Annotated in this window: 26 protein-coding genes; 5 read left to right on the forward strand and 21 right to left on the reverse strand. The window is 32.0% G+C overall.

The annotated features are described in order from the left end of the window. Positions 1 to 9: 9 nt before the first annotated feature. The 19 genes from IM744_RS10790 to IM744_RS10880 form a co-directional block, all read right to left on the reverse strand. Positions 10 to 1113: a WD40/YVTN/BNR-like repeat-containing protein gene (locus tag IM744_RS10790; RefSeq protein ID WP_194508151.1), complete on the reverse strand. Its 1104-nt coding sequence runs from the start codon at positions 1111 to 1113 to the stop codon at positions 10 to 12. A gap of 84 nt (positions 1114 to 1197) precedes the next feature. After that, positions 1198 to 1773 carry a hypothetical protein gene (locus IM744_RS10795; protein WP_194508152.1) on the reverse strand — a complete coding sequence of 192 codons (576 nt, stop codon included), beginning with the start codon at positions 1771 to 1773 and terminating at the stop codon, positions 1198 to 1200. A gap of 1 nt (position 1774) precedes the next feature. Beyond that, positions 1775 to 2677 carry a YHYH protein gene (locus IM744_RS10800; RefSeq protein ID WP_194508153.1) on the reverse strand — a complete coding sequence of 301 codons (903 nt, stop codon included), beginning with the start codon at positions 2675 to 2677 and terminating at the stop codon, positions 1775 to 1777. A gap of 12 nt (positions 2678 to 2689) precedes the next feature. Beyond that, positions 2690 to 2848 carry a hypothetical protein gene (locus tag IM744_RS10805; protein ID WP_194508154.1) on the reverse strand — a complete coding sequence of 53 codons (159 nt, stop codon included), beginning with the start codon at positions 2846 to 2848 and terminating at the stop codon, positions 2690 to 2692. A gap of 21 nt (positions 2849 to 2869) precedes the next feature. Then, positions 2870 to 4066 carry a YHYH protein gene (locus tag IM744_RS20665; protein ID WP_194508155.1) on the reverse strand — a complete coding sequence of 399 codons (1197 nt, stop codon included), beginning with the start codon at positions 4064 to 4066 and terminating at the stop codon, positions 2870 to 2872. 162 nt (positions 4067 to 4228) lie between these two features. After that, on the reverse strand, positions 4229 to 6541 hold the full coding sequence (locus IM744_RS10815) for a CotH kinase family protein (protein ID WP_194508156.1): 2313 nt from the start codon (positions 6539 to 6541) through the stop codon (positions 4229 to 4231). 132 nt (positions 6542 to 6673) lie between these two features. Beyond that, positions 6674 to 7348, reverse strand: coding sequence for an SCO family protein (locus IM744_RS10820; protein WP_194508157.1), 675 nt, complete (start codon positions 7346 to 7348; stop codon positions 6674 to 6676). Then, entirely contained in the window at positions 7329 to 7901 is a 573-nt protein-coding gene (locus tag IM744_RS10825) for a toxin-antitoxin system YwqK family antitoxin (RefSeq protein ID WP_241738316.1), read from the reverse strand. Before IM744_RS10825 ends, IM744_RS10820 begins: the two co-directional genes overlap by 20 nt. A gap of 19 nt (positions 7902 to 7920) precedes the next feature. After that, the gene (locus tag IM744_RS10830) at positions 7921 to 9024 is read right to left on the reverse strand and encodes a YHYH protein (protein WP_194508158.1); all 1104 of its coding nucleotides are present in this window, start codon (positions 9022 to 9024) and stop codon (positions 7921 to 7923) included. Between the two features lie 75 nt (positions 9025 to 9099). Next, positions 9100 to 10209 carry a YHYH protein gene (locus tag IM744_RS10835; RefSeq protein ID WP_194508159.1) on the reverse strand — a complete coding sequence of 370 codons (1110 nt, stop codon included), beginning with the start codon at positions 10207 to 10209 and terminating at the stop codon, positions 9100 to 9102. Between the two features lie 21 nt (positions 10210 to 10230). Then, complete coding sequence (locus tag IM744_RS10840; RefSeq protein WP_194508160.1) at positions 10231 to 10758, reverse strand: EF-hand domain-containing protein; 528 nt, start codon at positions 10756 to 10758, stop codon at positions 10231 to 10233. Beyond that, complete coding sequence (locus tag IM744_RS10845; protein ID WP_194508161.1) at positions 10745 to 11365, reverse strand: DUF6702 family protein; 621 nt, start codon at positions 11363 to 11365, stop codon at positions 10745 to 10747. Before IM744_RS10845 ends, IM744_RS10840 begins: the two co-directional genes overlap by 14 nt. A gap of 36 nt (positions 11366 to 11401) precedes the next feature. Continuing rightward, positions 11402 to 12400: a YHYH protein gene (locus tag IM744_RS10850; RefSeq protein WP_194508162.1), complete on the reverse strand. Its 999-nt coding sequence runs from the start codon at positions 12398 to 12400 to the stop codon at positions 11402 to 11404. Between the two features lie 76 nt (positions 12401 to 12476). Next, complete coding sequence (locus IM744_RS10855) at positions 12477 to 13229, reverse strand: hypothetical protein (RefSeq protein WP_194508163.1); 753 nt, start codon at positions 13227 to 13229, stop codon at positions 12477 to 12479. A gap of 117 nt (positions 13230 to 13346) precedes the next feature. Further along, a complete protein-coding gene (locus IM744_RS10860) occupies positions 13347 to 14771 on the reverse strand; it encodes a CotH kinase family protein (RefSeq protein WP_194508164.1) in 1425 nt (474 codons plus the stop codon). A 178-nt stretch (positions 14772 to 14949) separates the two neighbouring features. Next, positions 14950 to 15228, reverse strand: a complete 279-nt coding sequence (locus IM744_RS10865; RefSeq protein WP_194508165.1) for an EF-hand domain-containing protein — start codon at positions 15226 to 15228, stop codon at positions 14950 to 14952. 139 nt (positions 15229 to 15367) lie between these two features. After that, entirely contained in the window at positions 15368 to 15829 is a 462-nt protein-coding gene (locus IM744_RS10870) for a Spy/CpxP family protein refolding chaperone (RefSeq protein WP_194508166.1), read from the reverse strand. A 2-nt stretch (positions 15830 to 15831) separates the two neighbouring features. Further along, positions 15832 to 16146, reverse strand: coding sequence for a hypothetical protein (locus tag IM744_RS10875; protein ID WP_194508167.1), 315 nt, complete (start codon positions 16144 to 16146; stop codon positions 15832 to 15834). Positions 16147 to 16274: 128 nt separating this feature from the next. Beyond that, on the reverse strand, positions 16275 to 16853 hold the full coding sequence (locus IM744_RS10880) for an RNA polymerase sigma factor (protein WP_194508168.1): 579 nt from the start codon (positions 16851 to 16853) through the stop codon (positions 16275 to 16277). Positions 16854 to 17005: 152 nt separating this feature from the next. On the opposite strand from IM744_RS10880, the gene IM744_RS10885 reads away from it, so the two are divergent. The 3 genes from IM744_RS10885 to purL all read left to right on the forward strand — a co-directional run bounded on the left by IM744_RS10885 (position 17006) and on the right by purL (position 23222). Further along, entirely contained in the window at positions 17006 to 18223 is a 1218-nt protein-coding gene (locus IM744_RS10885; protein WP_194508169.1) for an RsmB/NOP family class I SAM-dependent RNA methyltransferase, read from the forward strand. 4 nt (positions 18224 to 18227) lie between these two features. Then, positions 18228 to 19367, forward strand: coding sequence for an endonuclease (locus tag IM744_RS10890; RefSeq protein ID WP_194508170.1), 1140 nt, complete (start codon positions 18228 to 18230; stop codon positions 19365 to 19367). A 168-nt stretch (positions 19368 to 19535) separates the two neighbouring features. Further along, positions 19536 to 23222 (forward strand): phosphoribosylformylglycinamidine synthase, encoded by a 3687-nt coding sequence (gene purL / locus IM744_RS10895; protein WP_194508171.1) that lies wholly within the window; start codon positions 19536 to 19538, stop codon positions 23220 to 23222. Positions 23223 to 23299: 77 nt separating this feature from the next. On the opposite strand, the gene IM744_RS10900 is transcribed toward purL, so the two are convergent. Then, positions 23300 to 23755 carry a hypothetical protein gene (locus tag IM744_RS10900; protein ID WP_194508172.1) on the reverse strand — a complete coding sequence of 152 codons (456 nt, stop codon included), beginning with the start codon at positions 23753 to 23755 and terminating at the stop codon, positions 23300 to 23302. Beyond that, a complete protein-coding gene (locus IM744_RS10905; RefSeq protein ID WP_194508173.1) occupies positions 23746 to 24297 on the reverse strand; it encodes a hypothetical protein in 552 nt (183 codons plus the stop codon). Before IM744_RS10905 ends, IM744_RS10900 begins: the two co-directional genes overlap by 10 nt. A gap of 205 nt (positions 24298 to 24502) precedes the next feature. Here IM744_RS10905 and IM744_RS10910 point away from each other — a divergent pair, with 205 nt between their 5' ends. Both IM744_RS10910 and IM744_RS10915 read left to right on the forward strand, forming a co-directional pair. Beyond that, entirely contained in the window at positions 24503 to 26278 is a 1776-nt protein-coding gene (locus tag IM744_RS10910) for an AMP-dependent synthetase/ligase (protein WP_194508174.1), read from the forward strand. A 144-nt stretch (positions 26279 to 26422) separates the two neighbouring features. Further along, positions 26423 to 26878 (forward strand): MarR family winged helix-turn-helix transcriptional regulator, encoded by a 456-nt coding sequence (locus IM744_RS10915; RefSeq protein ID WP_194508175.1) that lies wholly within the window; start codon positions 26423 to 26425, stop codon positions 26876 to 26878.

Below are 26878 nucleotides of genomic sequence, written 5' to 3' on the forward strand. Positions count from 1 at the left end.
TTTTTTTTATTACCTAAAGTTCAACTTAGCTATTCTTTTACTTCCTGCAGCATAAGCCACACTATCATTTAAAAACCTGATTGTATAAAAACCTTCGTCACTTAAATGTGACCAAGATTCACCAGCATCATTTGAGTAATCAATTCCTTTAAAACCAATAGCTATTAATTCTTTAGCATTTGAGTTTGGTAGATATTGCACACAGCTTCTATAACCTGGAGATTGGTTTTGCGCAACGAGTTGCCAGGTTTTACCTCCATCTGTAGTTCTAATTTTATTAGCAGAGCTATCTGCTGTTTTGGTATAATCTCCTCCAATAGCAAACCCGTTTTTTTCATCGTAAAAATCTATTGAATACATTCCTGTAGTTTCTAGACCTTGAACAATTGGTGTTTCATAGACTTCCCAAGTTCTTCCTCTATCTGGTGAGTATAAGATTCTACTTGCCTTACCTCCTGTAGCTACCCAAGTGTGATCTCCAACAATAGCAATATTAGTATCACTTGCTGCAAAGGCTGCTTCTCCTTCTTTGGCTTTTGGTAAATCGTTACATGATAATTTTGCCCAAGTATTTCCACCATCTCTTGTAATGATAACGCTCATACAATTGTCTGTTGGGTCTCCTATTGCGATGCCTTCTTGGTCATTCCAGAACTCCATTGAATCATAGAATGCTTTTGGATGGTTTTCTTGGTATACTAATGTACCTTCATTCAAATCTAAATTATAAATTAACGCAGGACTACCAATTGTAATACCGAAACCTGCTTTTTTTCTAGCAGATAATGCTCTAAAATTAAGAGGTATTGAATCATTTACAATTGCTAAATCAAGGAGAGATTCAATTGGTAATTGTTTAGAATTAGATTCTGCATCTAGACGAATACTTCCCATTCTACCATCTGAAGTCAAAAAAACTAAAGTTTCAGTTTCATATATTAACTCTAAAGCCCTAACATTTAAAGTAGAATCTTGTAATAAAATTTCAATTTCAAGTTTAGGACTTTGCTTAACTATTGACTTATACTGAAATTTATTAGCTCTAAACAAACCACAACTTCCTAAACCTACAAGTAGAATTGGTCCTAATAAAATTATAAATATCTTTTTCATGATTATCAAATTTCTATAAAAATAGAAAAGCTTCATGATATAATCACAAAGCTTTCAAATTATAAAATAAACTATTTCGAATTATTATTTTTTCAGCTTAAAAAAGAAAAACAACCCTAAAACAGCAATAACTGCCATCAACAAACCTAATTGTGCTGTATTCCAAAATTTAGTTTCAGAACTTGAATTAATTTGAAATGAAGGAGAATCAAAGGATGTTATATATTTGATATGATTTGCTTCTACTAAAATATCATGATAATTTTCTTGGCCTTTATTTAGATTGAACATCATCATGTTTTTAACGAAATCAAAACTGTTTCCCTCAAATAAAAACTTAAAATTATTTTGATGTGAATGACCTTCATGAGTCGCTTCTTCTACAGAAATTAACTTCAAAATTGAATCATTCTGCTTTATTTGAAAATTATTTCTGATATACTTAAAAAAAGCGGTATCAAATTCTACTTGACTTCTTGAATTTTCTAATTCTGGAAATGCTACAAAGAGTGCATTTCTTATACTCCAAGGCAACTCAGCCTCAACCTCAACTATATGGTCTTTTTGCTGAACGGTAAAAAATGCTTTATCTGCATCATGTGCATATCCATTCGACTCAAAAAAACACACAAATACGATTATAAAATATACGCTCTTCAACTTACATACCTATTTTGAAATCATTAGAAGGTATACCTCTAAAAAATCTTGGGATACTTGGAAATTCATCAGTGATGACATAATAATAAGTTCCGTTAGGATACTCTGGTGTAATACCTGTTCTACCATTAGCCTCATCTAAAGTTCCTAATCCAAACACATATTCGTAATCGTTAGAATATACACCATCGTAAGTTCCGCAAGGTGCTGTCACATTATCTCCACCTCTATTACCTGATTTTAATTGGTAACTTGAAGACATTTCAACTACAGAAGAATTATTATTTGACGCTTCTGAATATGCATATTTGTAATATATAGGAAACCCATCTGCTGCATAACCAATTAAAGTCATTGCATTTATTGGCACATTCAACGATTCTAAAAATAATATAGGCGAACCATGATAATGATATTTCCCTGTTGGTTGCACATGCGCACTATTACAATCTAATCCTAAATTAACGTTTAAAGCCTCTAAATTCCATTCCCAATTCACATTTGGACTTATTGCACCTTCATGTGGAAAAGGTTCTGCTGCCACAGGATCTAATTCTACTCCATTTAATAACAAACCAAAGGCATATTGTGGTCCTGCATTTGGTCCTGCTCCTGTGGTTGATAACAATGGAGTGAAAGTATTAGCTTCCGAAGGGTTCAATGAAATAGTATAAGTTTCGTTTTGTTCTGAAATTGCATTTGGGTTTAGTGAGCCTGGACCCATTCCGAAGCGACCAACCATATGTTCTGGAATACTATTAGAGGTAATGATTCTATTTGCACCTAAAATGGTTTGGTTAAAAGAGTTCGTAAATGCCACAGTTTGATCACAATCACCTCTTGAACTATCTAAAACTTGATCTGACACACAACCTGAATCATCGCCATCTGAATTATTAATCACATAACCATCTGGTTATTCACAATCATCTTGACTAACATCTGGATTTCCGAAGCCATCATTGTCAAAATCTTGATACCAAGTAGATTCAACACAAGGGTTTTCGTCATTGCTTGAGCAATTAAAAAAACTTAAAACTATTATTACTAAAACTAATGAACTTATCTTTTTCATATACTTAGATTATATATTTTTTTATCCTTTAACAGACATTGACCCACTAACACCATGTAAACAACCTAAAACCTGATTACTTCCTGCATCTCCTGCATGGTAATGGTAACCTCTTACATTATCATAATGACCATTACAATCATCTAAATCATTATAAATATCACCGTTTTTGTCCTTATGTGCATAGATTCCAAAACCATCCATTGCATAGCCAACCATTGCAGCATGTACATCTTTTTGTTCGATCTCTTTTGTAGAACCCGTTACTGCATGATAGTGATAGCCTGCATGAGGATTAACATGGCCTCCTGCATCATCTAAAGGCGCAAGTGTATGTGCTGCAAGAATAGCATGCGTTGGTGCTGGTGCTTCAAAATTAACACCATTAAATGCAATACCAATTCCATCTCTTCCCAATGCATTCGAATTTTCTAAATACATTGGTTTTACAGGTATAACATAAGTTGATACTTTCTCTCTATAATAGTCTGGCAAACATTCTACACAATAGTTTTGATATTCTTCATCAACATCTGGTTTAGCTGCACCTTCACATTCTTCTTGGGTTTTTGTAACTTTCACTGAACCATCTTCTCTAAACAAAGCCCATTCATCGTCAGAATAAAACTCTTTTAGATTAGCAATAAAATGACCATCTACATCATAAACTTTCCCATCTTTAAACCAAATACCGCCTTTATCTTTACCGTCTTCTATGTGTGTTGGACACCAAGGTCCCATTGAATGTTCATAAGGAAGAGAAGCTGTTGTAATGATATAACAAAGTGCTTTGGTTCCGTTTGAAAGTGTACGTTCTTCTTTTGTTATGTCTTCTAACATACTCTCCTTTATAAAAAGCGAAGGATTAACATTTATAGTAATCGCAAAGTCTTTTTGAACGTTGTTATTACTGTTCGTGTTTCCAGACGCTCTTCTTTCTGGTCTAGGTGCACTTTCTAATTCTTCTTTAGTAAGAAAACCATCATTGTCTTTATCTATTTTAGAAAAATCATTTAACAATGGCCCATGTAGTTCTGACTTTGATAATTTCTCGTCATTATTAGCATCCATCTCAGATAATAATCCTGCAACACTTGGTCTTTCTTCTTCAGGCTCATTAGTATTATTATCAATAGATTTTGTAACCTGTTTACAACTCACTAATATTATAATAAATACTAATACTAGTGTTAACCTTAAATTTTTAAAAACGTACATATAAAAGTTATTTATAGATTTTGACGTTTAAAATATAAAACATCATTTAATTCTTAGTCTTTTTTATTTATTTTTCTCTTACTCTTATCATTCTCTGTGCAAAAAAAGCTTCATGATAAAATCATAAAGCTTTTTACTACTAATCAATATTGCTTTACAAAGTTAATTTCTCGCAATTTTTAATACTGAAATATTATTCACCACAACCATATATAACCCTTTAGAAAAAGAAGTAAAATCAAGAGTTATTGCGTTCTCGTTAGAAAATTTATTAGCATATAACTGTTGTCCTTGTAAATTAAAAACTTCTACAGACTCAATTGCATAATTTGAATTTTCTATTTCAAGGTAGTTAGATGTTGGGTTTGGATAATATTTTAATCCGTTATTAAAAAGAACCTCATCCACAGAAAGTGTTTCATTATTGAACCCAAAAGTTGGTGTTTGAATTACAAAATCTCCAGTACCATTTGGATTTCTAGCATAAGCCATATCTGTAGTTTGCTCTCCAAATGTTATATTCTGTAAAATGGTACCATCTGCATACGATAAAATTGCTGTTTCACCTCCTGAAGAGAATTTAAAATCAGCATGAAAATCGCCTTGCTCAGGATCTTTATCACACCAAACAATTAAATAACTATCTGCATCTAAAGTTGTTCCTGCAGGAAATTGATAAACCAATGGATCATCTGCATCATCAGATAAATACAAGTTATCTAAGCTAATTGTTGCATCTGTAGTATTGTACAATTCAATCCAATCTTCATATTCACCTTCTTCATCTGTTTCGCCAGTATCATTAGATGCTAAGATTTCATTGATTACTAAATCTCCAACAGTTAAGGTTGCGTATGTAGCATCTATTGTATAAAATTCGTATTCTGCTCTCGCAGGCGAAAATGCTCCGATGTTATTATTTTCAGCATAAATATAATACTGCATATAAGCATCGTCTATTGTAACATCTACACCATAAACATTATCTCCAGCTGCACCATCGTTGTGTGCACCATCATCATACATTTCAACTTTTATAAATGGTACTGCTTCATCTGTTCTATAACCTAAAAACACATCATTAGTATCTGTAACATTTGCTGTAATTGTAATATTATCACCAATTGTTGGTATTGCTACCGAAGACCCCAAATTATTAATAGTAGGTTGTGTCGTTGTAAAATCTGACTGTGCTAATAAATATGAACTTCTTGCACTCATTACATTTGTTAAACCAGACGCTGTAAGCATGCCAACATTGTAATCTGTATTTATGTTACCTGTAAATTGCGTATACGTATAAAACTTATTTGCATCTGCCAAAACAGAGGCATCAATAATTGCCTGATAATCGTTAGCTAATGTTAAGTAATTTGAGTTACTAATGTTCTCAGTTAAAATTGTTTTAAAATGTGCTAAATACATTCTTTTGTACTTAGGCACTGTCAACAACTTAGACACTAAAGGAAAATCGCTACTTGTATCATGCAATAAATGATCTAATTGCGCTTTTTGTGTAGTTGTATTTAGAGTACCTCCTCCACCAGGACCAGGACCACCTCCACTTTCACCTGTCATAGCGAAAGTTCCAAAAGACATATTTAAATCCCATACTACAGGTTTAAACTGTCCATTGTTATCTTTATACAAGTAATAGTTTTGCTTAAATTGACCAATATAGCTATCTAAATTCACCATAACATTATCAAATGCTAACATCCAAATTGCCATATCCACATCTAAAACAGTTTCAATATTTGTGATATCGTTGTTTAAAATATTTGTTAACTCTATTAAATCATCCCAATGAGCAACCGCAACTGTTGGGTCTGTGTCATCATCAGATTTAATTTCATAAGCATCATCATAACTCGCACTATTAGTTCCTAAATAAGCTAAATTTGGCAAATTAGTAGATTGAGGTCCTGCACCATCTGGCGGACTACAACTAAAAAAAGCATTGTCATTAGAGTTAAAATGCTTGTTTACAAACTTTTTAGAGATAGACTCTGTGTTTGTATATAACCCAATTAAAGTTCCGTTGACATATACATTAGCATAATTAGCTTCTGGTGCATCCATATATTGATTTACGATATTGTAAGCCACTGTTTCTCTTACAAAAGACGGATCAAACATTACATTTGCCAGCTTAATATCTGTATAACCTTGATAATCCTGATCTACATAAGTATCTAACTCTATATGAAATGGATTTTTTGTTTGGTTAGCACTATAAGAACTATTGCCTTTATACTTCACTCCTACTTGGTTAAAAATCGTTCCGTTGATAGTTACAGATGTTGCTTCCGTATAATTATTATCTGCTGCTTTTTCTGCATCTAAAAGCGCATCCCAATTACTTTGAGCAAAAACGATCTCAATAGTTTGAATCGTATTCATATCATATAAATCCTGGGAAAACGATTTTGAGATGACAAGTAGAAAAAGTAAAATTGTAATTATTTTTTTCATTGATTATTGATTTAAATTAATTGTTTATTTTTTTAGATGCTCTTTTTTGTAAAAACTTGCGGTAAGATTGAAAAAATAAAAAGCTCCATGACATAATCATGAAGCTTCTTAAAAAAAATCAACATTAAACTATCAATCAATCTTTCTTTGTAGGGTTTTAACATCTGCTATTAATTGTTGAACAGCAGTTTTATTTAATCCGTTGTAAATCCCTCTTATATGTCTGTTTTGGTCTATGAGTACAAAATTTTCGGTATGAAGAAAGTCTTCATCTGTTTTGTCCAGACCTAAATCTTCTTCTGCGAAATAAGATTGTCTTCCTAAATCATAAATTTGTTTACGATCTCCTGTTACTAAATGCCATTTGCTATTAATTACGCCTTTGCTTTCTGCATATTTTTTTAATGTTGATACAGAATCTATTTCTGGTGTTACTGAGTGTGACAACAACAAAATATCATTATCATCTAAAAACGCATCTTGTAGCACTTTCATATTTGCTGTCATTTTAGGACAAATGCCTGGACAGGTTGTAAAAAAGAAATCTGCAATATAGATTTTATCCTCAAATGTTTTTTCTGTGACAGTTTCTCCTAACTGATTTGTTAAATTAAATGATGGGATTTTATGAAAACTCTCCAAGTTCTCATTCTCTCCATCTAACCATTTAGGGGTAAACGTCGCTTCGGCATAATACGGTAACGTATCTACTCTACTTGTCTTCTCGATTGTTTTGGCATCTTTACACCCAACAAAAGCAATAAACAATAGACAACTTAATATGATATTAGTTTTGTACAATTTCATCTTCTAATTGAAAGCAAAGACTGGCACGTTTTAATCCAAAAATGCGTCCGTTTTTCGCTTCGTAGTTATTATATATTTTTCCGTTTTCTCTCCAAGCTTTTTGTAAGCCTTCTTCTTTACCATTAACGATGGTCATTTGTTTAAACAGATTTCCTGATTTATACCATTGTTTTTGAATTCCGTTGACAATGCCATTATTATAGTTAGCTTCGGAACGTAAATTTCCGTTTTTCCACCAAGATTTTGCAATTCCTTGTTGAAGCCCATTATCATAATTTGCTTCAAAACTTAGAGTTCCATCTGCAAACCACTTTCGGTATAGTCCATGACGTTTGCCATTTTTATACTCGATGGTTTCAGCCTTTAGAATTTCAGAATAAAAAACCTCTGAAATACCAGTAAAGGGTTGATTATTATAATACATCAACCCTAAATTTGGATTTAACTCTAACTCACTCTTATTAATCGTAATATAATTTATTGTACTTATTGCAGCTTCTGCAAGCGCCATAGGTTGCTGTGTTTCCTTTTGACAGGAAACAATGATCAACATACTTATACAAAAGAATGTTTTATTGAATATTACTTGGAGTTCCTTGATAATCACCTGGGAATAAGATATAATATGCATTAAGGTATAATTCATTTTGAATATGATAATGATATTCTGAAGCACCATCACTATGTTGAGTTGTACTTGTGTGACCTCCAGAAGCATCTAAATCTGTTGGATATGTAGATATTGAGTTACATTTTCTTCCGTAGATAAAAAATCCGTCAGCAATAATCCCAATGAGCTCCTCATCATCGTTAGACCATGCTTTTGTTTCTAAATGATAATGGTAACTCTGTGGTCCTGTATGTGCAGCTGTGTAATCTAATGATCCAACAGCGTTGTCTAAAGGAATATTTGGTCCTTCTTCGTCATTATAAATCATAGAACCAGAGATTGCAATACCTATTGCGCCAAGCCCTGTTGCTGATGAGCTAGATGCTAATGCAGGATTTGCAGAAACAGTTAATGAATAAGACCCATTAAAATCGTCTATATTTCCTGGAGCCATTTGGTCGTATGATGTTACCGTTGGAGCAACCCATAAAGGATGATTAGAACTTGATACTGTTGTCATACTGTTGCCTTCAGGCCCAACAATAGTTCGAGAAGTTGTATTAGACCAATATGGTGAAGTGTGATTTGGTAAACCATTACTTTCTATCACAACATTAGAACCGCTTAACATGATAGTTGTATTATCTGTATCAAACTCTGCAAAAGCTAAGTGCAATGTATTTTCTACAGTTTCGTCACTTGTAGTAAAACTGAAAGATACTGTTGTATTTCCTCCATTACCATCTGAAGCTATAACAGTTCCTGAATATAATGTCAAAGCATCTAAACCAGAAAATGCATAGGTTTGAGCAGATAGATTGGCAGCTTCTTCAGATCCATCTAAATTTACTGTATATGTTACAATATCTCCATCATCATCTGTTGCTTGTGTCCAGCTTATTGTAGCTCCAGTTTCTGAAGTTGAACTCACTGTAATTGTAAAAGTTGAAGGTGCTTGATTCTCTGTATTTCCATCGCCATCATTAGAATCATCATCACTTGTACAAGCATAAAATGCTGTTGATAGTGATAAGATCACCAATAAAATTTTAAAATAGTTTTTCATTTATTATTGTATTAATTAGTTATTGTTATATCTATAGATGCGGTTTTAAAAAAAAACTTGCGCATCATTGAAAAATTAATTTCGTCCTCTAGGTTTTTGACCTTGTTGTCTTGGTGTATTTTTTAATTCTTCTTTTGTTAGGTATCCATCGTCGTTAGCATCAACTTTTGAAAAACTTTCAGCTAATGGTCCTTTAACTTCTTTTTGCGACAGTTTACCATCGTTATTCTCATCCATTTGTTCAAATAATTGATCAATATTTAGACGACCTCCTTGCCCTTGCTCACCTCTTGGTGGACCTTGTTGTTCTTGTGAAACTTCACCCATTAAACAACGACTTACATAAGGAAACTCTGCAGTTACTAAATACATATATTTTCCATTTAATGTAATTCCGTTGCACTCATCTAAATCTCCAGAACCTTCTACAAATTCAAAATCTGAAGTATAAGTACCATCATGATGTCCGCCAACTGATACATCTATAGAAGTATGTGGATTTTCGTAAGTACAATCTTCACCTTCTCTATCGCCATTAACTGCAGTGAAACTTGGTTTATACTTGCCACTTTTTGAGTAATACATAGGGAAACCATCATGAGCAAAACCAACATGAACTAGATCTTCTCCAGTATCAAATTTTTCAATTACAGAAGTTGGTGTACCGTGATAATGGTAAGCTCCAGTTGGCTGTACATGTGCATGATTAAAATCTAATCCTAAATCAATCACGTCTTGAAAAGCTTCTACTCTATAATTTTCTCCTGTGTCACAAATAACAACCTCAGCTGTTCCTGGCTCAAATTTAATCCCGTTTAATGCGATTCCTGGTTCTCTAATCCATTCTGATTTTCCTGTGTATTTTGGGTTTACTGGAAATGTATAGGTTTCGTTATGTGATGAAATAGTATTTGGATTTCCTGGATTTGGAAAATCGCCAGTTTTATGATTTGGCAACGCATTTGTTACCATCGTTCTAGTATTACCTTTAACCGTTACAGTGGTTTTAGTTCCATAAACATTATCATTTAAAGCATAAGACCCAAAATAATCATTATGACTATGCGAACTTTCACCATCATGTGAATGCTCTTCATGACTATGCTCTGTTGTGTTTTTCTGGCTATTGCAACTTAACATTACAGCTAAAGCTACAAAACCGATAATATGTTTTAAATTTTTCATTTTATATCTTAGTTATTAAGTCTAATCTCTTTGTTTTCTTTTCTTGTTATTCATTTTAGAATAAAAAACTTTTAACTCTTCTAAGTCAAGTTCATGATCCTTATTGGTATCAATATTTTCAAACTCTAATAAAAGTTGTCGATTATTTTTTGCTGCAACTTCCAATTCATTTAATGTACCATCACCATTATCATCAACTTGCTTAATTATTTTTTCTGCGGAAATCTTTTTGGGTTTACTATTATCTAAAGAAGCTTCAAGCTCTTCTAGATTAATAACTTCATCTCCATTAGTATCAATTTCATCAAAGTCTTCTGAAATCTTTCCTCTCTTATCTTGTGATGCTTCGTCTTTATCTATGACACTATCTTTGTTTAAGTCAAGCTTTGATAAAATTTCTGAAGCGTCTGGCTTATTACCTTTCTCTTGACCTCTACCTTGACCTCTTCCACCACCTTGACCACCTCCAGGAGGTCCTTGAGCGAAAACGCTAAAACATAATAAAAATGAAAAAAGAGTTATCGTTGTTTTTATATTATTGTTTTTCATTTTTTCTTGAGATTATAATTTTTGACAAAAAGGCTACAGCTAAAATTCCGAAGAGAATAAAAAAGAGATTAGGTGAGAAAACACTTGCTTCGTTATTAGCTTCTACTACAAATTTGTTAGCTTCCGTATTAAGATTTAGAGTATGATTGTTTTTATTGTTTAAGACAAAATGCTCACGATCAAAGCCCTCTTTTAAAAGTATTAAAGCACTTTGATTGTTATAAATATCTTGAAATGCACTGTTTTTAAATGTTATGGATTTTATTTCTGAAGGCACACCAAAAACTTCAAAAACCACTTTAGTTTCGTGACCTAGTTTTACAATTCCTGAACTTAATGTGATGGTTTGATTATCATTAATTGTAATATCTAAATTATTTTTAATGTGTTCAATAACCATTTGCTGAAACTCTTCTAGTGTTTTGTAAGGTGTTTCAGCAAAGTGTGTTCTTACCTCTTGCTGAAAAGCGGTTAGTGACGCGCTAATTTGCAAGACCCAAGTGCTGTCTTCCTTTTCTACCAACATTGTAGTTGACGACGCTGGTTGATGTGCATTCATTGATATACCAATCAATAGGAAAACGACTATTATAAATTTTTGAAGCATAATGATGTGTTTTGAATAAATGATTTTATAAGGCTTTTAATTTGTTGCGTATGCACCTTTTAAACCATTTATAAAATTATTGTTACCAGCTTCATCTACATGATAGTGGTATCCACGAGTATCATCTGTATGACCAAGTAAGGTATCCAAATCTGCATATTCATTACCATCTGCATCCAGATGCTCAAAAATACCATGTCCATCTAAAGCGTAACCAATTAAAGCAGCATGACCATCTGTTTGTTCTATTTTAGTACTAAAGCCAGTTGCAGCATGGTAATGGTAACCTTGATTTACATTAATATGTCCTCCAGCATCATCAAATGGTGCCAAAGTATATGCACCAAGAATATTATCTACAGGTGCTGGTGCAGAAAACTCAATACCATTTAATGCTATTCCTCGAGTTGAAGGCGCAGTGTTCATTGGCCCACCTGGTCCTGTAGCAAATAGTGTAGCGCTATCTTGAAGTACTGGAGTTATAGGTATAAGCCACGTTTGTGTTAAATTAGCTACGTAAGAAGGTAAGCACTCTACACAGAAATTTTCATATTCTGCTCCTACATTAGGATTTGCTGCATTAGTACAATCTTCTTCGGTATCTGTAACAAAAATATCACCATTAGCATCATACATTAACCAATTGGTATCATTGTAAAAAGTTGCCATGTTTTGTACAAAAGCACCATCTACATCGTAAACTTGGCCACCTTCTAACCAGATTCCTCCTGCTGAAGCATCATCTGCAATATTATCTGGACACCAAGGTCCAACAGTATGATCTGTAGGTATACTACTCGTAACAATTTGATAGCAATCTCCAGTTGTTCCATCTGATAATGTACAAGGAACAGTTGTAATAGTTACAGACCCATCTGCTGTTGTGAAGAAGGATGCATCAACATCAACTATTGTTACATCTACATTATCATCGTCATCGTTAGTATTATCATCATCGCTAGTACAAGAGAAGCTAACTGTTATAATACTAAATACTAGAAATAGTTTTGAAATTTTATAGACTCGTTTTTTCATTTTAAATTAGTTTTATTATTTGCAATTTTATATTTAGATGTGTATTTGTAAAAAAACTTGCGATTCATATTACTTTTTATTGATTACCTAATTCTTTATTAAGTTTAAAAGCAATCATTTGAGTTTTATCTCTTAAATTATTACTAATTATTAACTGACTTTCAGTTTGTAACAACCTGTCAACCAATACATTTTGATATTCTCTGTTATTCAATAATTCTATATAATCAGATTGTTTTGACATAGATTGTGTTTTACCGTATTTTAATTCGCGAGTTAAAAGAATATCAATTAGAGATACATAAGATTCTATTGCTGGCTGTAAGCGGTTAATAACAATGTTCTCTATTTTTGCTTCCTGTTTTTCAAAACCATTTAATTCATTTGGGTATGAAGCGATTAAATCTCTTAACAAATCACTTTCAATAAACTCAAATTTATTTGTACTACTCACTGAATTTATAGCTCCACTTTGTAATTTAGTAGCTTTGTAATTCACATTAATAATCACTTCTTTTATGTCTTCTGTTAATTCTTGATCTTCAGCTCGTATAATCTTTATGGTATTTTGTATGGATTGAATATTTTGAGCATATCCAACAATTGAAGAATCTAATAGTTTTAAATTTGTATTTAATTCTTCATTTAAACTTTGGTATATTTTTAATTCTACAATTCTATTTTTTCTTACTTCATTTAAACTATTAATTTTCCAAGCAATTAATATCCCAATAACGATCAATACAATTTCCCCAAAAGCATAAACAAAGTAACTTTTAGTTTTGCCTGAAGCCAATAATGTTCTTCTAAGTTTTCTGAATATTTTCATCGTTTACAATGATTTTAGAGTATTTAACTTTGACAGTTATTATTAACATAAAAGCTCCATGCCTTTTACCACATGAAGCCTTTACCACCAATCAATCAAAACTTCTTTTATGAAAAATTAATTTAAATAATCACTTACTGCAGCTGCGCGAGAAGCTACATGAGAATTTAATTCGTTAACTGCTATTTGAAACTCTGAGCTATTATTTAAGAAAGAATAACCTGTAATCTCTGATGTTGCATAAGGCTCTATCAATGCAGAATACGTTGCATATAGTGACTGTATATTATTAACATTAAATGCATCATCAACAACTTCTTGAATATAAGTATCGTATTGTGTTTTATATACAGAATCTTGATACAAATACCCTATCAAAGGCCAATCTGAAGCATTTAATTCAGAAAAATCTAACGAAAGTGATCCACCCATTTTACCTAATTGCAAAGACTCATTATTATCCCAAGGAATCCACGTTAATTTACTTGTATCTGGATCATTATATAAAAAGTAATTATGCGTCATTTTACCATAAGTATCCCAATTTTGAATAACTGTATTAACTGCTAAATATTTTAAAAACACATCTGTATCTAAAACAGCTTCTAAATTTGTTCTCCACGCTGCAGCATCTGTTGTTCTAGATGCATCATTTAAAATAGTAAACAAACTAGCTACATCAGAGAAATCTGCATCACTTTCATTTGTTTTCTTTACATATTCATCTTCATCATAAGTTCCTGCTGAAAAACTAGCTGCATCTCCATCTGGCTTGTATAAATTACCATCATCGCTAGAAAATTGTTCATCTAAAACAGTATCATCTACTTCTTCTACTAAAGTATATAAACCAAAATATTGTGGTCCATCTCCATGATCTACATATAAAGTATAAAAAGCAGTATGAGAAGCTACTAATCCAGCATTTCTAAACACATCTGTAGCTACTTTTTCTCGTAACATAGATTTGTCGTCAAAATTATTTTTAAGACTCAGTTTCTTAAAACCGTAAAAACGCTGATTATCAATTTGTGGATAATCGTCTTCAAACTCATCAAAATCTAATTTGAATGATAGTTTTAAGATCCCATTTTGCCAACTTGTTTGTAAACTAGAGTTTCCTTTAAATCTTACACCTACTCTGTACCATTCTAATCCATTATAAAACACTTCAGCAGGAACAAAAACAGGATTCACATCTGAATCTACTGAACCTACTCCTGGCCCACCACCAGATCCAAATGTTCCATAAAGACTGGTCATATCATCAAGCATACTTTGCCAACGCGCTTCAGTAATAACGATATCTAACCTCTTTACTGCATTATCTTCAAAAACTTCATCAAAATCTGGGTCTGCATCATTACTATGAGTTGCTGTAGTCCAGTCTGTAGCTTCAAAATCTGTATCAAGAATCTCTACGTTTTCTTCTTCTGTTATAATAGAATCATCATCATTAGTACACCCATTAAAAGTTGATAATGATGTACCAAAAATTAGTATGATGAAAAATATATTAATGCTTTTTTTAATTGTACTCATTTTTTTATTTTTTTATTTTGATAATCAATGCTATGTGCGAGTTTTAATATTTTTTAAACATTTGCTAATTAAAAGCTTCATGATTTCTCACGAAGCCTTTGACAAACAAATTACTAATCAACCAATCAAATCAAAAATCTTTGGACTAACTCAAATTCTTGTTTCTATATAAGTTTAATTATTTCTCTCTTCTTTTAGGTTTAGGTGCTTTTTCAAATTCTTTTTTTGAAATAAAGCCATCTTCATCTGTATCAATAGTTTTAAATTCATCTTTCAATGGCCCTTTCACTTCATCTTTTGAAAGTTGACCATCTTCGTCTTTATCCATCTCTTTTAATAACTCCTTAAACGTTGGTGGTTTTTTACCTTGTCTATCTTGTTGTGCAAAAGAATAACTTGACATAAATAATCCTAAACCAAATACTAATACTGCTGTTTTTAATGTGAACCTTTTCATCTTTTATATTTTTATGTTATATACTTTTAGATGTTAAAAAACCAAAGAACTTGTGGACACCTTTGTTAAATAAAACATAAAAAAAAGACCTTCATTTTTTGAAGGTCTTTTTAAATTTTAATGAATATATACAATTCTATTATTCGGGTCTATGTGGCATTTCAGGTCCTCTATTATCAAATTCTCTTGCCTTCTTAATTATTGCACTAAATTGTTCTTTCTGTTCTTCATTGCATAACTCATATACACTTCTCAATCTAGAAAACAACTCTTTTTCTTTCTGTTGTTCTTTTTCAGAAATCACAATAATTAAACTATCAACTGAAAATTGGCTTATAGAAGTTTTAGTAATATTTTTAAATAATGCGTCTTTAGCCAATTTTATATCATCACCAACACCTCTCATTTTATTATGATGTTTTGTTTCTAATTCTTCAAATTGTTGCAATTGGGTATCGTTGAAACCTAATTCTTTTACAATAAAATGCCCAGATTCTTTTGGTCCCTTATGATTTGGTCTTCCTAAATAATTAAATAAGAAAAAACCATTCATTATGATCAGAATAATAAGTAAAAGGTATAAAATGTTATTTTTTTTCATAATTAATTTAATATAGAGGATTCAGTACTTGTAGACAATCCATAAGACTTTGCGAAATTGCTAACATTAGTATCGTAAGTGGTTTCTTTTAAATTATTAAACGCCATGAAATTCAAAACAACGACACAAACTAAAGTAGCCATTTGTAATTTTGGTGTAAACCATGACCATGTTGCATCTTGAATATCTTCAGAAGCATTACGAATTTTATGCATCACATTTTCTTTTAAAAAAGGCGACACCTTAACTTCATTAATTGACTCAATAGAATCAAAAGTATCTTTCACTTTTTTGTTCATTTCAACATTTGTTTTCATGTGATTATTTTTATTTTTTTTTATGGACACACACAGTTCGCTATTAATCATTTTTTATGATGATAAAATTTTGCACGTGCTCATTTCACAATTATATCTTTAGATGCAAAAGTTTAAAAAAACTTGTGCTAATATTCATTTTTATAATAATTTTCTAACACGTTTTGTAGATTCTTTTTTGCTCTAAACATAATAGATTCTACCGATGACAAACTCTTATTTGTAATCTCAGCAACTTCTTGATAACTCTTTCCATCAATTTTGTGTAGTGTAAAAACTACAGACTGACTTTCAGGCAAACCATTAATTGCTTTAAATAAGGTTGCACTAAGTTCTTTATTTTCTAACAAAATTCCCGGATGATTCATTTCCGTAAAGTAATCAGTCTTATCAATCGGGATTGCATTACCAGTAATTGATTGCAAAAATGCAAAACGCTTTTTAGTATTCTTTTTTCTAATAAACTCCAAACATTTGTTTGTTGTTATTCTATAAATCCAAGTAGACAATTTAGAATCTCCTTTAAACTTTTTTATAGAATTAAAAACTTCAACAAAAACCTCTTGAGCAATATCCTCTGCATCTTCTTTATTAGGTACAAAAGAAATACAAGTACTAAATACTTTTTGCTGAAAATCGTCCACAAGCTTGTTATAAGCAACTGTACTTTTATGTCTTAATTCTTCTATAAATTCAGTTTCTGTCAAAAAAGATTGGTTAAATACTAGATGATTATCTTTAGATGCTATTCATAATAAAAACTTGCGCTACATCTTATTTTTCTCAAAAGATAACACTTTATCATATACCACTCTATATCTAAACTTTTAATGTACCTTTGCATGCTTAATTTTTTAACATGCGTCTACACAGAAACCTTTGCTTCGCAGTCATAGATGGACTAACATTAATCCTCAATGAAGGCAAATATGCAGATAAAGTCATTCAGCAACTTCTTAAGCGCGATAAGCGTTGGGGAAGTCGTGATCGTGGTTTTGTTGCAGAAACCATTTACGACATTGTAAGATGGAAACGTTTATATACAGAAATTGCCGAAGTCAAAGCGCCTTACGATAGAGATAACATCTGGCGTATTTTTGCAGTTTGGGCAACCTTAAGAGGTATAAAATTACCAGATTGGAGCTATTTTGAAAGTACACCTCTTCGTAAAATAAAAGGTCGCTTTGATGAATTGTCTAAAACAAGAAAATTCAAAGAATCTATTCCAGATTGGTTAGATGAATTAGGTGTAAAAGAATTAGGAGAATCTGTTTGGACGAAAGAAATTGCTGCTTTAAACCAACAAGCAGATGTTATTTTAAGAGTTAATACACTTAATACTACAAAAGAAAATTTACAGTCTCTACTATTTGATGATGGTATAGAGACCGAAAGTATTAAAGGTTATACAAACGCACTAAAACTTAAAGAAAGAGCTAACGTATTTCAAACCGAATCTTTTAAAAAGGGTTTCTTTGAAGTACAAGATGCGTCATCTCAATTAGTTGCAGAATTCTTGAATGTTAAACCAGGAATGAAAGTTGTTGATACTTGTGCTGGTGCTGGTGGAAAAACACTACACCTTGCCTCTTTAATGGAAAACAAAGGTCAAATTATTGCGCTTGATATTTATGCCAATAAATTGAACGAACTTAAAAGAAGAGCAAAACGTAATGGTGCTTGGAATATAGAAACTAGAGCAATTGAATCTACTAAGGTTGTAAAGAAACTTTACGACAAGGCAGACCGTGTTCTTATTGATGCTCCTTGTTCTGGATTAGGTGTTTTAAGACGAAATCCTGATGCCAAATGGAAATTACAGCCTGAATTTATTGACAAGATAAAAGTTACACAACAAGAAATTTTACAACAATATTCTAGGATAGTAAAAGCTGGAGGACAATTAGTATATGCTACGTGCTCTGTTCTTCCTTCGGAAAACAAAGAACAAGTTGACACTTTTTTAACATCAGATTTAGGAAAAGATTTTACCTTTGTAAAAGACAAAAGCATCTTATCTCACGTAACTGGGTACGATGGTTTTTATATGGCATTATTAGAAAAGAAAAAAAATTAAACATATGAAACACATTTACTTTATAGTTACCTTATTAATATCAACTGTTGCGTTTTCTCAAATCCCTACTGGATACTATGATTCTGCTTCAGGAACAGGATTTGCACTAAAAACACAACTTAAAGACATTATTGACAATAATAATGATGGACTTGCGACAGAGTTTATTGCTCAAGATTTAGGGTATTCTGCACTTTATGTAACTTACGAATTATCAGATGTAGATTTATATTATGAAAATAATGGTACGCTCTTAGACATGTATTCTGAAGGTGTGATGCAAAATCCAGATAACACGAGTACAAATTTACCAGATGCTTATGAATATACTTATGGTATAAATCAAGATGATGGCACAATGGGAACTGCAGAAGGTCAACGATACAATAGAGAACACACCATTCCACAATCTTCTTTCAATAGTGGTTCACCAATGAGAAATGATGCTCATTTTGTCATCCCATCAGATAAGTATGTAAATGGACAAAGAGGTAATTTACCTTACGGTTTTGTAGATACTACAACCCAATTTGATGAATATTCTAACGGAACCAAAAGAGGAGAAAACACGACTACTGGTATTGGTTCTAGTTACAATGGTGATGTTTTTGAACCTATAGATGAATTTAAAGGCGATATTGCTAGAATGTTTTTTTTCTTTGCAACACGTTACGAAGATCAAATTTCTGGTTTTAATTATGTCATGTTTGATGGTTCTTCAAATCAAGCAATTGATCAACCATTCTTAGATCTTCTATACAATTGGCATCATAACGACCCAGTTTCTCAAAGAGAGATTGATAGAAATAATGCAATTTTCACTAGACAAGATAATAGAAACCCATTTATTGACAATCCACAATTTGTTTTTGAAATCTGGCAAAGTTCTTTATCTGTAGATGAATTTCAAAATCAGAACATTGTAAAAATGTATCCAAATCCTGCAAATGGAAGCTTTGTAAATATAGATTCTAATCAAGACCTTGTTGCAGAAGTTTATGACATTCTAGGTAAAAAAGTTAAAGTTCAAACTATAAATGCTAATCAGAAACAATTAAATATTTCTGGATTATCTAAAGGCGTATATTTAGTAAAACTTACTTCGGAAAATGGAAGTATTACAAAAAAGTTGATTAAGCAATAAGCTTTTATACACTTTTAAAAAGAGCGATTCTGAGCATAAAGCATATAATCGCTCTTTTTTTGGTTAATAAAGCGTGAATAACTATAAATTTTCAACTTTAATAACTACCCAAAATATATCGAAAAAGTGTAAATTTGTCCTTTCAAAATCACTACAAAATACGATATAATGATTCATTTCTTCGGAAACCAAAACAGTAAACTATTTGCTGTTCAAGCAACAAAAGAATTATCAACGCAAACCATAGCTAAATTGACATGGTTATTTGGTAACCAACCAAAACTAGAACAAGCATCATTAGATGCTTTTTTTGTTGGTCCACGTGCAGCAATGATAACACCTTGGAGTACAAATGCTGTTGAAATAACTCAAAACATGGGTATTGATGACATTATTCGTATAGAAGAGTTTGAAAGCTGTAAAGAAGATTTCAATGGATTTGATCCAATGATTTCAGAAAAATATAACAAGTTAAATCAAGAGTCATTTACGATTGATATTCAACCAGAAGACATTCTTAATATAGAAGATATTTCAGCATATAACCAACAAGAAGGTTTAGCGCTTAATAGTGAAGAAATTGAATATTTAGAGAGTGTTGCTAAAAAAATTGGACGACCATTAACCGACTCTGAAGTTTTTGGATTCTCGCAAGTCAATAGTGAACACTGTCGACATAAAATATTTAATGGCACATTTGTAATTGATGGTGAAGAAAAGCCTAACTCGCTTTTCAAAATGATTAAAGAAACATCAAAGCAAAACCCTAATACTATTGTCTCTGCATATAAAGATAATGTCGCATTTATTAAAGGACCAAAGGTTGAGCAATTTGCACCAAAACGTGCAGATATCCCTGATTTTTACACAAAAAAAGAATTTGAATCTGTAATATCTTTAAAAGCAGAAACACACAATTTCCCAACAACCGTTGAACCTTTTAATGGAGCAGCAACAGGATCTGGAGGAGAAATTCGTGATAGACTCGCTGGAGGAAAAGGATCTTTACCATTAGCAGGAACTGCTGTTTATATGACATCATATTCTCGCTTGGAAGAAAATCGTCCTTGGGAACAAAAATTTGAAGCTAGAGATTGGTTATACCAAACTCCTATGGATATTTTGATAAAAGCTTCAAATGGTGCTTCAGATTTTGGAAATAAATTTGGACAACCATTAATCACAGGTTCTGTATTAACTTTTGAACACGAAGAGAATTCATCTTCGAGCACATCAAAACCTAGAAAATTAGGTTACGATAAAGTCATCATGCAAGCTGGTGGTATTGGATATGGTAAAGCAGATCAAGCATTAAAAGACACACCAAAAAAAGGAGATAAAATTGTAATTCTTGGTGGAGAAAACTATAGAATTGGAATGGGTGGAGCTGCAGTCTCATCTGCAGATACTGGAGAATTTGCTTCTGGTATTGAGTTAAATGCTGTACAACGTTCTAATCCAGAAATGCAAAAACGTGCTGCAAATGCTGTTCGTGGGATGGTAGAAAGCGAAGAAAACTTTATTGTATCTATTCACGATCATGGTGCTGGTGGACATTTAAATTGTTTATCAGAACTTGTAGAAGATACAGGAGGAAAAATAGATTTAGATAAACTACCTATTGGTGATCCAACACTATCTGCTAAAGAAATTATAGGTAACGAATCTCAAGAAAGAATGGGATTAGTTATTGCCGAAAAACACCTCGATACTTTACAAAAAATTGCAGAACGAGAACGCTCTCCAATGTATACTGTTGGAGAAGTTACCGGAAATGATAGATTTACTTTTGAATCTAAAACTACTGGCGAAAAACCAATGGATTTAGCTTTAGAAGACATGTTTGGTTCTTCTCCAAAAACCGTTTTAACAGACAAAACAGTTGAAAGAAACTATAAAAACTCAAGATATAAAACCAAAAATTTACACATCTATTTAAAACAAGTTTTACAATTAGAAGCTGTTGCATGTAAAGATTGGTTAACAAATAAAGTAGATCGTTGTGTTGGCGGTAAAGTTGCAAAACAACAATGTGTTGGTTCTCTTCAAATCCCTTTGAATAATGTTGGTGTAATGGCATTAGATTATAATGGAAAAGAAGGAATTGCAACATCAATTGGTCATTCTCCTATTTCTGGTTTAATTAACCCAGAAGCTGGTAGTAGAAATTCAATCACAGAGTCTTTAACTAATATTATTTGGGCTCCTTTAAAAGACAATTTACAATCTGTGTCATTATCTGCAAACTGGATGTGGCCTTGTAAAAACGAAGGTGAAGATGCTCGTTTGTATCAAGCTGTGAAAGCTATTTCAGAATTTTCAATAGATTTAGGAATCAATGTTCCAACAGGAAAAGATTCGCTATCAATGAAGCAAAAATATCCTGATGGTGATGTCATTTCTCCAGGAACGGTTATTATTTCTGCAGCAGGAAATTGTAATGATATATCTAAAGTTGTGGAGCCTGTTTTACAAATAGATGGAGGAAACATCTACTATATTAATATCTCACAAGACGATTTTAAATTAGGAGGAAGTTCTTTTCACCAAACCTTAAACACAATTGGTAATGATGCTCCAGATGTTAAAGATGCTAGCTTTTTAAAGAACACTTTTAATACGATTCAAAACCTAATTAAAGCAGATAAAATTTCTGCAGGTCATGATGTTGCTTCTGGTGGTTTGATCACAACACTATTAGAACTCTGTTTTGCTGATAGAAATTTAGGAGCAGATTATGATCTTTCTAGCTTAAATGAAGAAAATTCTTTAAAACTACTATTTGCTGAAAATGCAGGACTAGTTTTTCAAGCAGATTCTTCAGTAGAAACTATTTTAACCGATAATAACATTGAATTTTTCAATATAGGAACTGTAAATAATACTGAACAATTAACCATCAAAAACAACGAAGATGATTTCTTTTTTGATGTTTCTGAAATGAGAGATGTTTGGTATAAAACGTCTTTTTTATTAGATCAAAAGCAAACTGCTAATGATTTAGCGGAAGCTCGTTATAAAAATTATTCGCAATTACCTCTAGTTTATAAATTTCCGAAGAATTTTACTGGAAAATTACCAAATATAGATTCTAGCAAACCAAGACCAAAAGCTGCTATTCTTCGTGAAAAAGGATCAAATTCTGAACGAGAGATGGCTAACGCCATGTATTTAGCTGGTTTTGATGTCAAGGATGTACATATGACCGATTTAATTTCTGGACGTGAGACATTAGAAGATATCCAGTTTTTGGGAGCTGTTGGTGGTTTCTCAAATAGTGATGTTTTAGGATCTGCAAAAGGTTGGGCTGGTGCAATCAAATATAACGAGAATGCCAATAAAGCGATCAAGAATTTCTTTGATAGAGAAGACACTTTATCGGTTGGAATTTGCAATGGTTGTCAATTATTTATGGAATTAGAATTAATTAATCCAGATCATGATGAGCATGGAAAAATGCTACATAATGATTCTAAAAAGCATGAGAGTGCGTTTACATCAGTAACTGTTCAAGAAAATAATTCGATCATGTTATCTACGTTAAAAGATGCAACTTTAGGTGTTTGGATTAGTCATGGAGAGGGAAAATTCAACCTTCCGAAGAAAGAAAAAGAATACAACATTGTCGCAAAATATGCTTACGATAGCTATCCTGCAAATCCAAATGGTTCAGATTTCAACACTGCCATGATGTGTGATACAACTGGTCGTCATTTAGTGATGATGCCACATATTGAGCGTTCTACGTTTCAATGGAATTGGGCAAATTATCCTAAAGGTAGAAAAGACGAAGTTTCACCTTGGTTAGAGGCTTTTGTGAATGCTAAACAATGGATAGAAACCACAAATAAATAAAAGCACTTTTATTTATATAAAAAACGGTTTAAGAGTATCCTCTTAAACCGTTTTCTATGTTTTCAATTTTTGAATAATTATTCTTTAGTTTTTGATTTAGATCGCATTTGTCTTCTTAATTGTAAAAAGCCATTACTAAGCGCTCCCTTTTTCTTCAAAATAGGAATACTTAAAGTTACCAAAAGCCCAATACATGCTGCAGACCCCAATCCTCCTCCAAAGCCATGAAAATAAGTACTTGTATTTAAAAAAATGATGGTAAATATTATTCCAGAAATTCCTATTAAAAAATAATTAGACAATACTTTAGAAGACACCATACCAATAAACGAAGCTCCAAAACAAACTAATGGTAAATTCTCTGTTAAATAAGGAGATAATAATTTAGGGAATAACAATACAAAAACGCCAACCAAAACACCAATTAATGCAGATGCTCTCACAGCGCCTTGCTTAAAGTTTACTTGTAAAACAAAAGTGGCTATAGAAGAAATCCCTCCTGCTAAAAACAATATAAAATGAGTTATATCCATTGAGAGATTAAAAATGTAATGACAACACCTCCAAAAGCCAAAGTACCCAACTTACCTCCAACACCATGAAAAGTATCTTTAGTACCTACTAAAAGTAAACCTGTGATAGTACTTGCTAGTGTAATAAAAATATAATCTGGAGCAACACTAAGGTTTGTCATACCAACAAAAGCTCCACAATAAACAGCAGTTGGCATTGTTTTAATAAAGGTGTTATTTTTAAAAAAATTAGGGACAAAGCTTATAGCTAAACCTACCAAACCAGCAGCCAAAACACTACTCATTTGAAAAGAACTGCATAAAACATAAGTGAGAATAGCACCAAAAAACACAAATGCTATTGTCAATACATGTTCAAAACTATGGTTTGTAGTACTTAATGGTGTTTTCTTATAAGTAATGACAAGTAGAATTAATGCCAAAACAACAAATGCTGAAACAAGAATATTATTCTGTTTCTCAAATAAAATTGCAGCTAAAAAACCTAAATGACATAGTATTATTAAAATAAAAGAAAGCTGTTTTACACGCTTTTTAATCATAATCTGTATTTAATACATTTCAAAAATACACAATATTGCTGTTTTAGTTTTCTTTTTAAATGCCATATAATTATAATCTAGTGATATTATGAAATTCACAAAAATCTAAAGAGTTTATTATCACTAAGTCCTTTTTTATATGTCATATTTGAAAATCCCTTTTATTTTCATACTTTGCAATACTACAATCTTATCCCTTCATTTAATGACAGAAATAACTAGACTTTTTGATTTTCCTTACTACCAATTGGAAAAATACAATTTAGATGCAGCTTTAGTTACCAAATATGATGGTAAATGGTTAAAAACCTCTACCAAAGAATATCTTGACAAAGCCAATGCTGTGAGTAGGGCATTATTAAAACTTGGGATTCAAAAAAATGATAAGATTGCAGTAATTTCTACTACTAATAGAACCGAATGGAATATTATGGATATTGGTATCCTTCAATTAGGAGCCCAAAACATACCAATATATCCAACCATATGCGCAGAAGATTATGAATACATCTTAAACCATAGTGATTCTATTTATTGCTTTGTTTCTGATGCAGATGTTCTAGCAAAGGTTAGAAAAGTACAAGCTAATACAAATTTAAAAGAGGTCTATTCATTTAATCATATTGAAGGTTGCAAACATTACTCTGAACTATTTGAACTTGGAAAAGACGAAAGCACACAACCTGAAGTAGAAGCTAGAAAAGACGATGTAAAACCTCATGATTTAGCAACTATTATTTACACATCTGGTACCACAGGAAAACCAAAAGGCGTTATGTTGTCTCACAATAACATAACTAGTAATGCTCTAGATGCTTCTCATCGATTACCATTTATGAATGATGTAGAAAATAGAATTTTAAGTTTCCTACCTATTTGTCACGTATTTGAACGTGTACTTATTTATCTATATCAATATGCAGGAGCTACTATTTATTTTGCTGAAGGCATAGATAAAATTGGTGATAATGCTAAAGAAATCAAACCAAATTTAATGAGCGTGGTACCACGATTATTAGAAAAGGTATTTGATAAAATTATCGCAAAAGGTGAAGATTTAACTGGTGTTAAAAAAGCACTCTTCTTTTGGGCTGTTCGTTTAGGTGAAGAATGGGAACCTTATGGAGCAAAAGGCGCTTGGTATGAATTCAAACTAAAAATAGCCAATAAGCTTATTTTTAATAAATGGCGTGATGCACTTGGTGGAGAATTACACACCATGGTATCTGGAAGTGCAGCTTTACAAACTAGACTAACAAGAGTATTCTCGGCAGCTGGTATGCAAGTTATGCAAGGTTATGGGCTCACAGAAACCTCTCCTGTTGTATCTGTAGAAATGTATGCTAACCATCATTTTAGAGTTGGCACTGTAGGTAAACCTATCAAAAATGTAGAAGTAAAAATTGCCGAAGATGGTGAAGTTCTTGTAAAAGGGCCAAACGTTATGTTAGGCTATTTTAAAGATCCAGAAAAAACAGCAAGTGTTATGACAGGGGATTATTTCCATACAGGAGATAAAGGAATGATTGATGAAGATGGCTTCTTAAGAATTACTGGTCGTAAAAAAGAAATGTTTAAAACCTCTGGTGGAAAATATGTAATCCCACCACTTTTAGAAAACGAAATGAAACAATCACTTTTCATAGAACAAATTATGGTTGTTGGTGAGGGTGAAAAAATGCCAGCAGCTATCATTCAACCTAATTTTGATTATATACGTGATTGGATAAATTATAAAAAACTAGATATAGGCACCTCTGATTCTGAAATTGCAAATTCTCAAATAGTCATTGATCGCATTCAAAAAGATATTACTAAATACAATCAAAACTTCGGAAAATGGGAACAAATAAAACGTTTTGAACTCACTCCAGATATTTGGTCTATTGATGGCGGACATTTAACGCCAACTATGAAAATGAAACGTGATGTTATCAAAGGAATTTATCAAGATTTGTATGATAAAATTTATCGCGCTTAAAAACGTTTTTCTTTTATCTTCGGAAACATCATAAACCACATTATATAGTATTCACTACAAAAATACTATGCATGCATAATTTTTTCTTAAAATACTATGCATGCATAGTATTTTTTAGTATATTTGGATATCAAAATTCAAAATATGAAGGATAAAACTATTGACTACCTACTAAGAACCACTTGGTTAGCAGTTAATAAAATGTATAATGAAGAGGCTTCTCAATTTGGAACAACCATGGCAACTGGTTTTGCATTGTTAAGTATTGACCCAGAAAACGGTACACCTTCAACATCATTAGGACCAAAAATGGGAATGGAAGCTACTAGCCTTTCAAGAACATTAAAAACCATGGAAGAAAAAGGTTTGATAGAAAGAAAACCTAACCCAGAAGATGGTCGAGGAGTTCTTATTTTTTTAACCGACTTCGGAAGAGAAAAAAGAGCCTATTCAAAAGAAAAAGTATTGACTTTCAATGAAACGATAAAAGCAAATGTGTCTTCAGAAGAATTACAACATTTCTATAAAGTTTCTGAAGTCATTAATAATATGATTTCCAACAAACAGATATACAATCAAAAAGAACACATTTTAAAATAA

Source organism: Psychroserpens luteus, from assembly GCF_015319355.1.
GTDB classification, from domain to species: Bacteria; Bacteroidota; Bacteroidia; order Flavobacteriales; family Flavobacteriaceae; genus Psychroserpens; species Psychroserpens luteus.

What these genes read in the sequence shown, in the direction of transcription:
- purL (WP_194508171.1), top strand. Translation starts at nt 19,536, where the DNA reads ATGATTCATTTCTTCGGAAACCAAAACAGTAAACTATTTGCTGTTCAA.
- IM744_RS10890 (WP_194508170.1), top strand. Translation starts at nt 18,228, where the DNA reads ATGAAACACATTTACTTTATAGTTACCTTATTAATATCAACTGTTGCG.
- IM744_RS10840 (WP_194508160.1), bottom strand. Translation starts at nt 10,758, where the DNA reads ATGAAAAACAATAATATAAAAACAACGATAACTCTTTTTTCATTTTTA.
- IM744_RS10900 (WP_194508172.1), bottom strand. Translation starts at nt 23,755, where the DNA reads ATGGATATAACTCATTTTATATTGTTTTTAGCAGGAGGGATTTCTTCT.
- IM744_RS10820 (WP_194508157.1), bottom strand. Translation starts at nt 7,348, where the DNA reads ATGAAATTGTACAAAACTAATATCATATTAAGTTGTCTATTGTTTATT.
- IM744_RS10805 (WP_194508154.1), bottom strand. Translation starts at nt 2,848, where the DNA reads ATGAAAAAGATAAGTTCATTAGTTTTAGTAATAATAGTTTTAAGTTTT.
- IM744_RS10825 (WP_241738316.1), bottom strand. Translation starts at nt 7,901, where the DNA reads ATGTTGATCATTGTTTCCTGTCAAAAGGAAACACAGCAACCTATGGCG.
- IM744_RS10850 (WP_194508162.1), bottom strand. Translation starts at nt 12,400, where the DNA reads ATGAAAAAACGAGTCTATAAAATTTCAAAACTATTTCTAGTATTTAGT.
- IM744_RS10845 (WP_194508161.1), bottom strand. Translation starts at nt 11,365, where the DNA reads ATGCTTCAAAAATTTATAATAGTCGTTTTCCTATTGATTGGTATATCA.
- IM744_RS10835 (WP_194508159.1), bottom strand. Translation starts at nt 10,209, where the DNA reads ATGAAAAATTTAAAACATATTATCGGTTTTGTAGCTTTAGCTGTAATG.
- IM744_RS10885 (WP_194508169.1), top strand. Translation starts at nt 17,006, where the DNA reads ATGCGTCTACACAGAAACCTTTGCTTCGCAGTCATAGATGGACTAACA.
- IM744_RS10910 (WP_194508174.1), top strand. Translation starts at nt 24,503, where the DNA reads ATGACAGAAATAACTAGACTTTTTGATTTTCCTTACTACCAATTGGAA.
- IM744_RS10790 (WP_194508151.1), bottom strand. Translation starts at nt 1,113, where the DNA reads ATGAAAAAGATATTTATAATTTTATTAGGACCAATTCTACTTGTAGGT.
- IM744_RS10875 (WP_194508167.1), bottom strand. Translation starts at nt 16,146, where the DNA reads ATGAAAACAAATGTTGAAATGAACAAAAAAGTGAAAGATACTTTTGAT.
- IM744_RS20665 (WP_194508155.1), bottom strand. Translation starts at nt 4,066, where the DNA reads ATGTACGTTTTTAAAAATTTAAGGTTAACACTAGTATTAGTATTTATT.
- IM744_RS10855 (WP_194508163.1), bottom strand. Translation starts at nt 13,229, where the DNA reads ATGAAAATATTCAGAAAACTTAGAAGAACATTATTGGCTTCAGGCAAA.
- IM744_RS10870 (WP_194508166.1), bottom strand. Translation starts at nt 15,829, where the DNA reads ATGAAAAAAAATAACATTTTATACCTTTTACTTATTATTCTGATCATA.
- IM744_RS10860 (WP_194508164.1), bottom strand. Translation starts at nt 14,771, where the DNA reads ATGAGTACAATTAAAAAAAGCATTAATATATTTTTCATCATACTAATT.
- IM744_RS10865 (WP_194508165.1), bottom strand. Translation starts at nt 15,228, where the DNA reads ATGAAAAGGTTCACATTAAAAACAGCAGTATTAGTATTTGGTTTAGGA.
- IM744_RS10815 (WP_194508156.1), bottom strand. Translation starts at nt 6,541, where the DNA reads ATGAAAAAAATAATTACAATTTTACTTTTTCTACTTGTCATCTCAAAA.
- IM744_RS10830 (WP_194508158.1), bottom strand. Translation starts at nt 9,024, where the DNA reads ATGAAAAACTATTTTAAAATTTTATTGGTGATCTTATCACTATCAACA.
- IM744_RS10915 (WP_194508175.1), top strand. Translation starts at nt 26,423, where the DNA reads ATGAAGGATAAAACTATTGACTACCTACTAAGAACCACTTGGTTAGCA.
- IM744_RS10905 (WP_194508173.1), bottom strand. Translation starts at nt 24,297, where the DNA reads ATGATTAAAAAGCGTGTAAAACAGCTTTCTTTTATTTTAATAATACTA.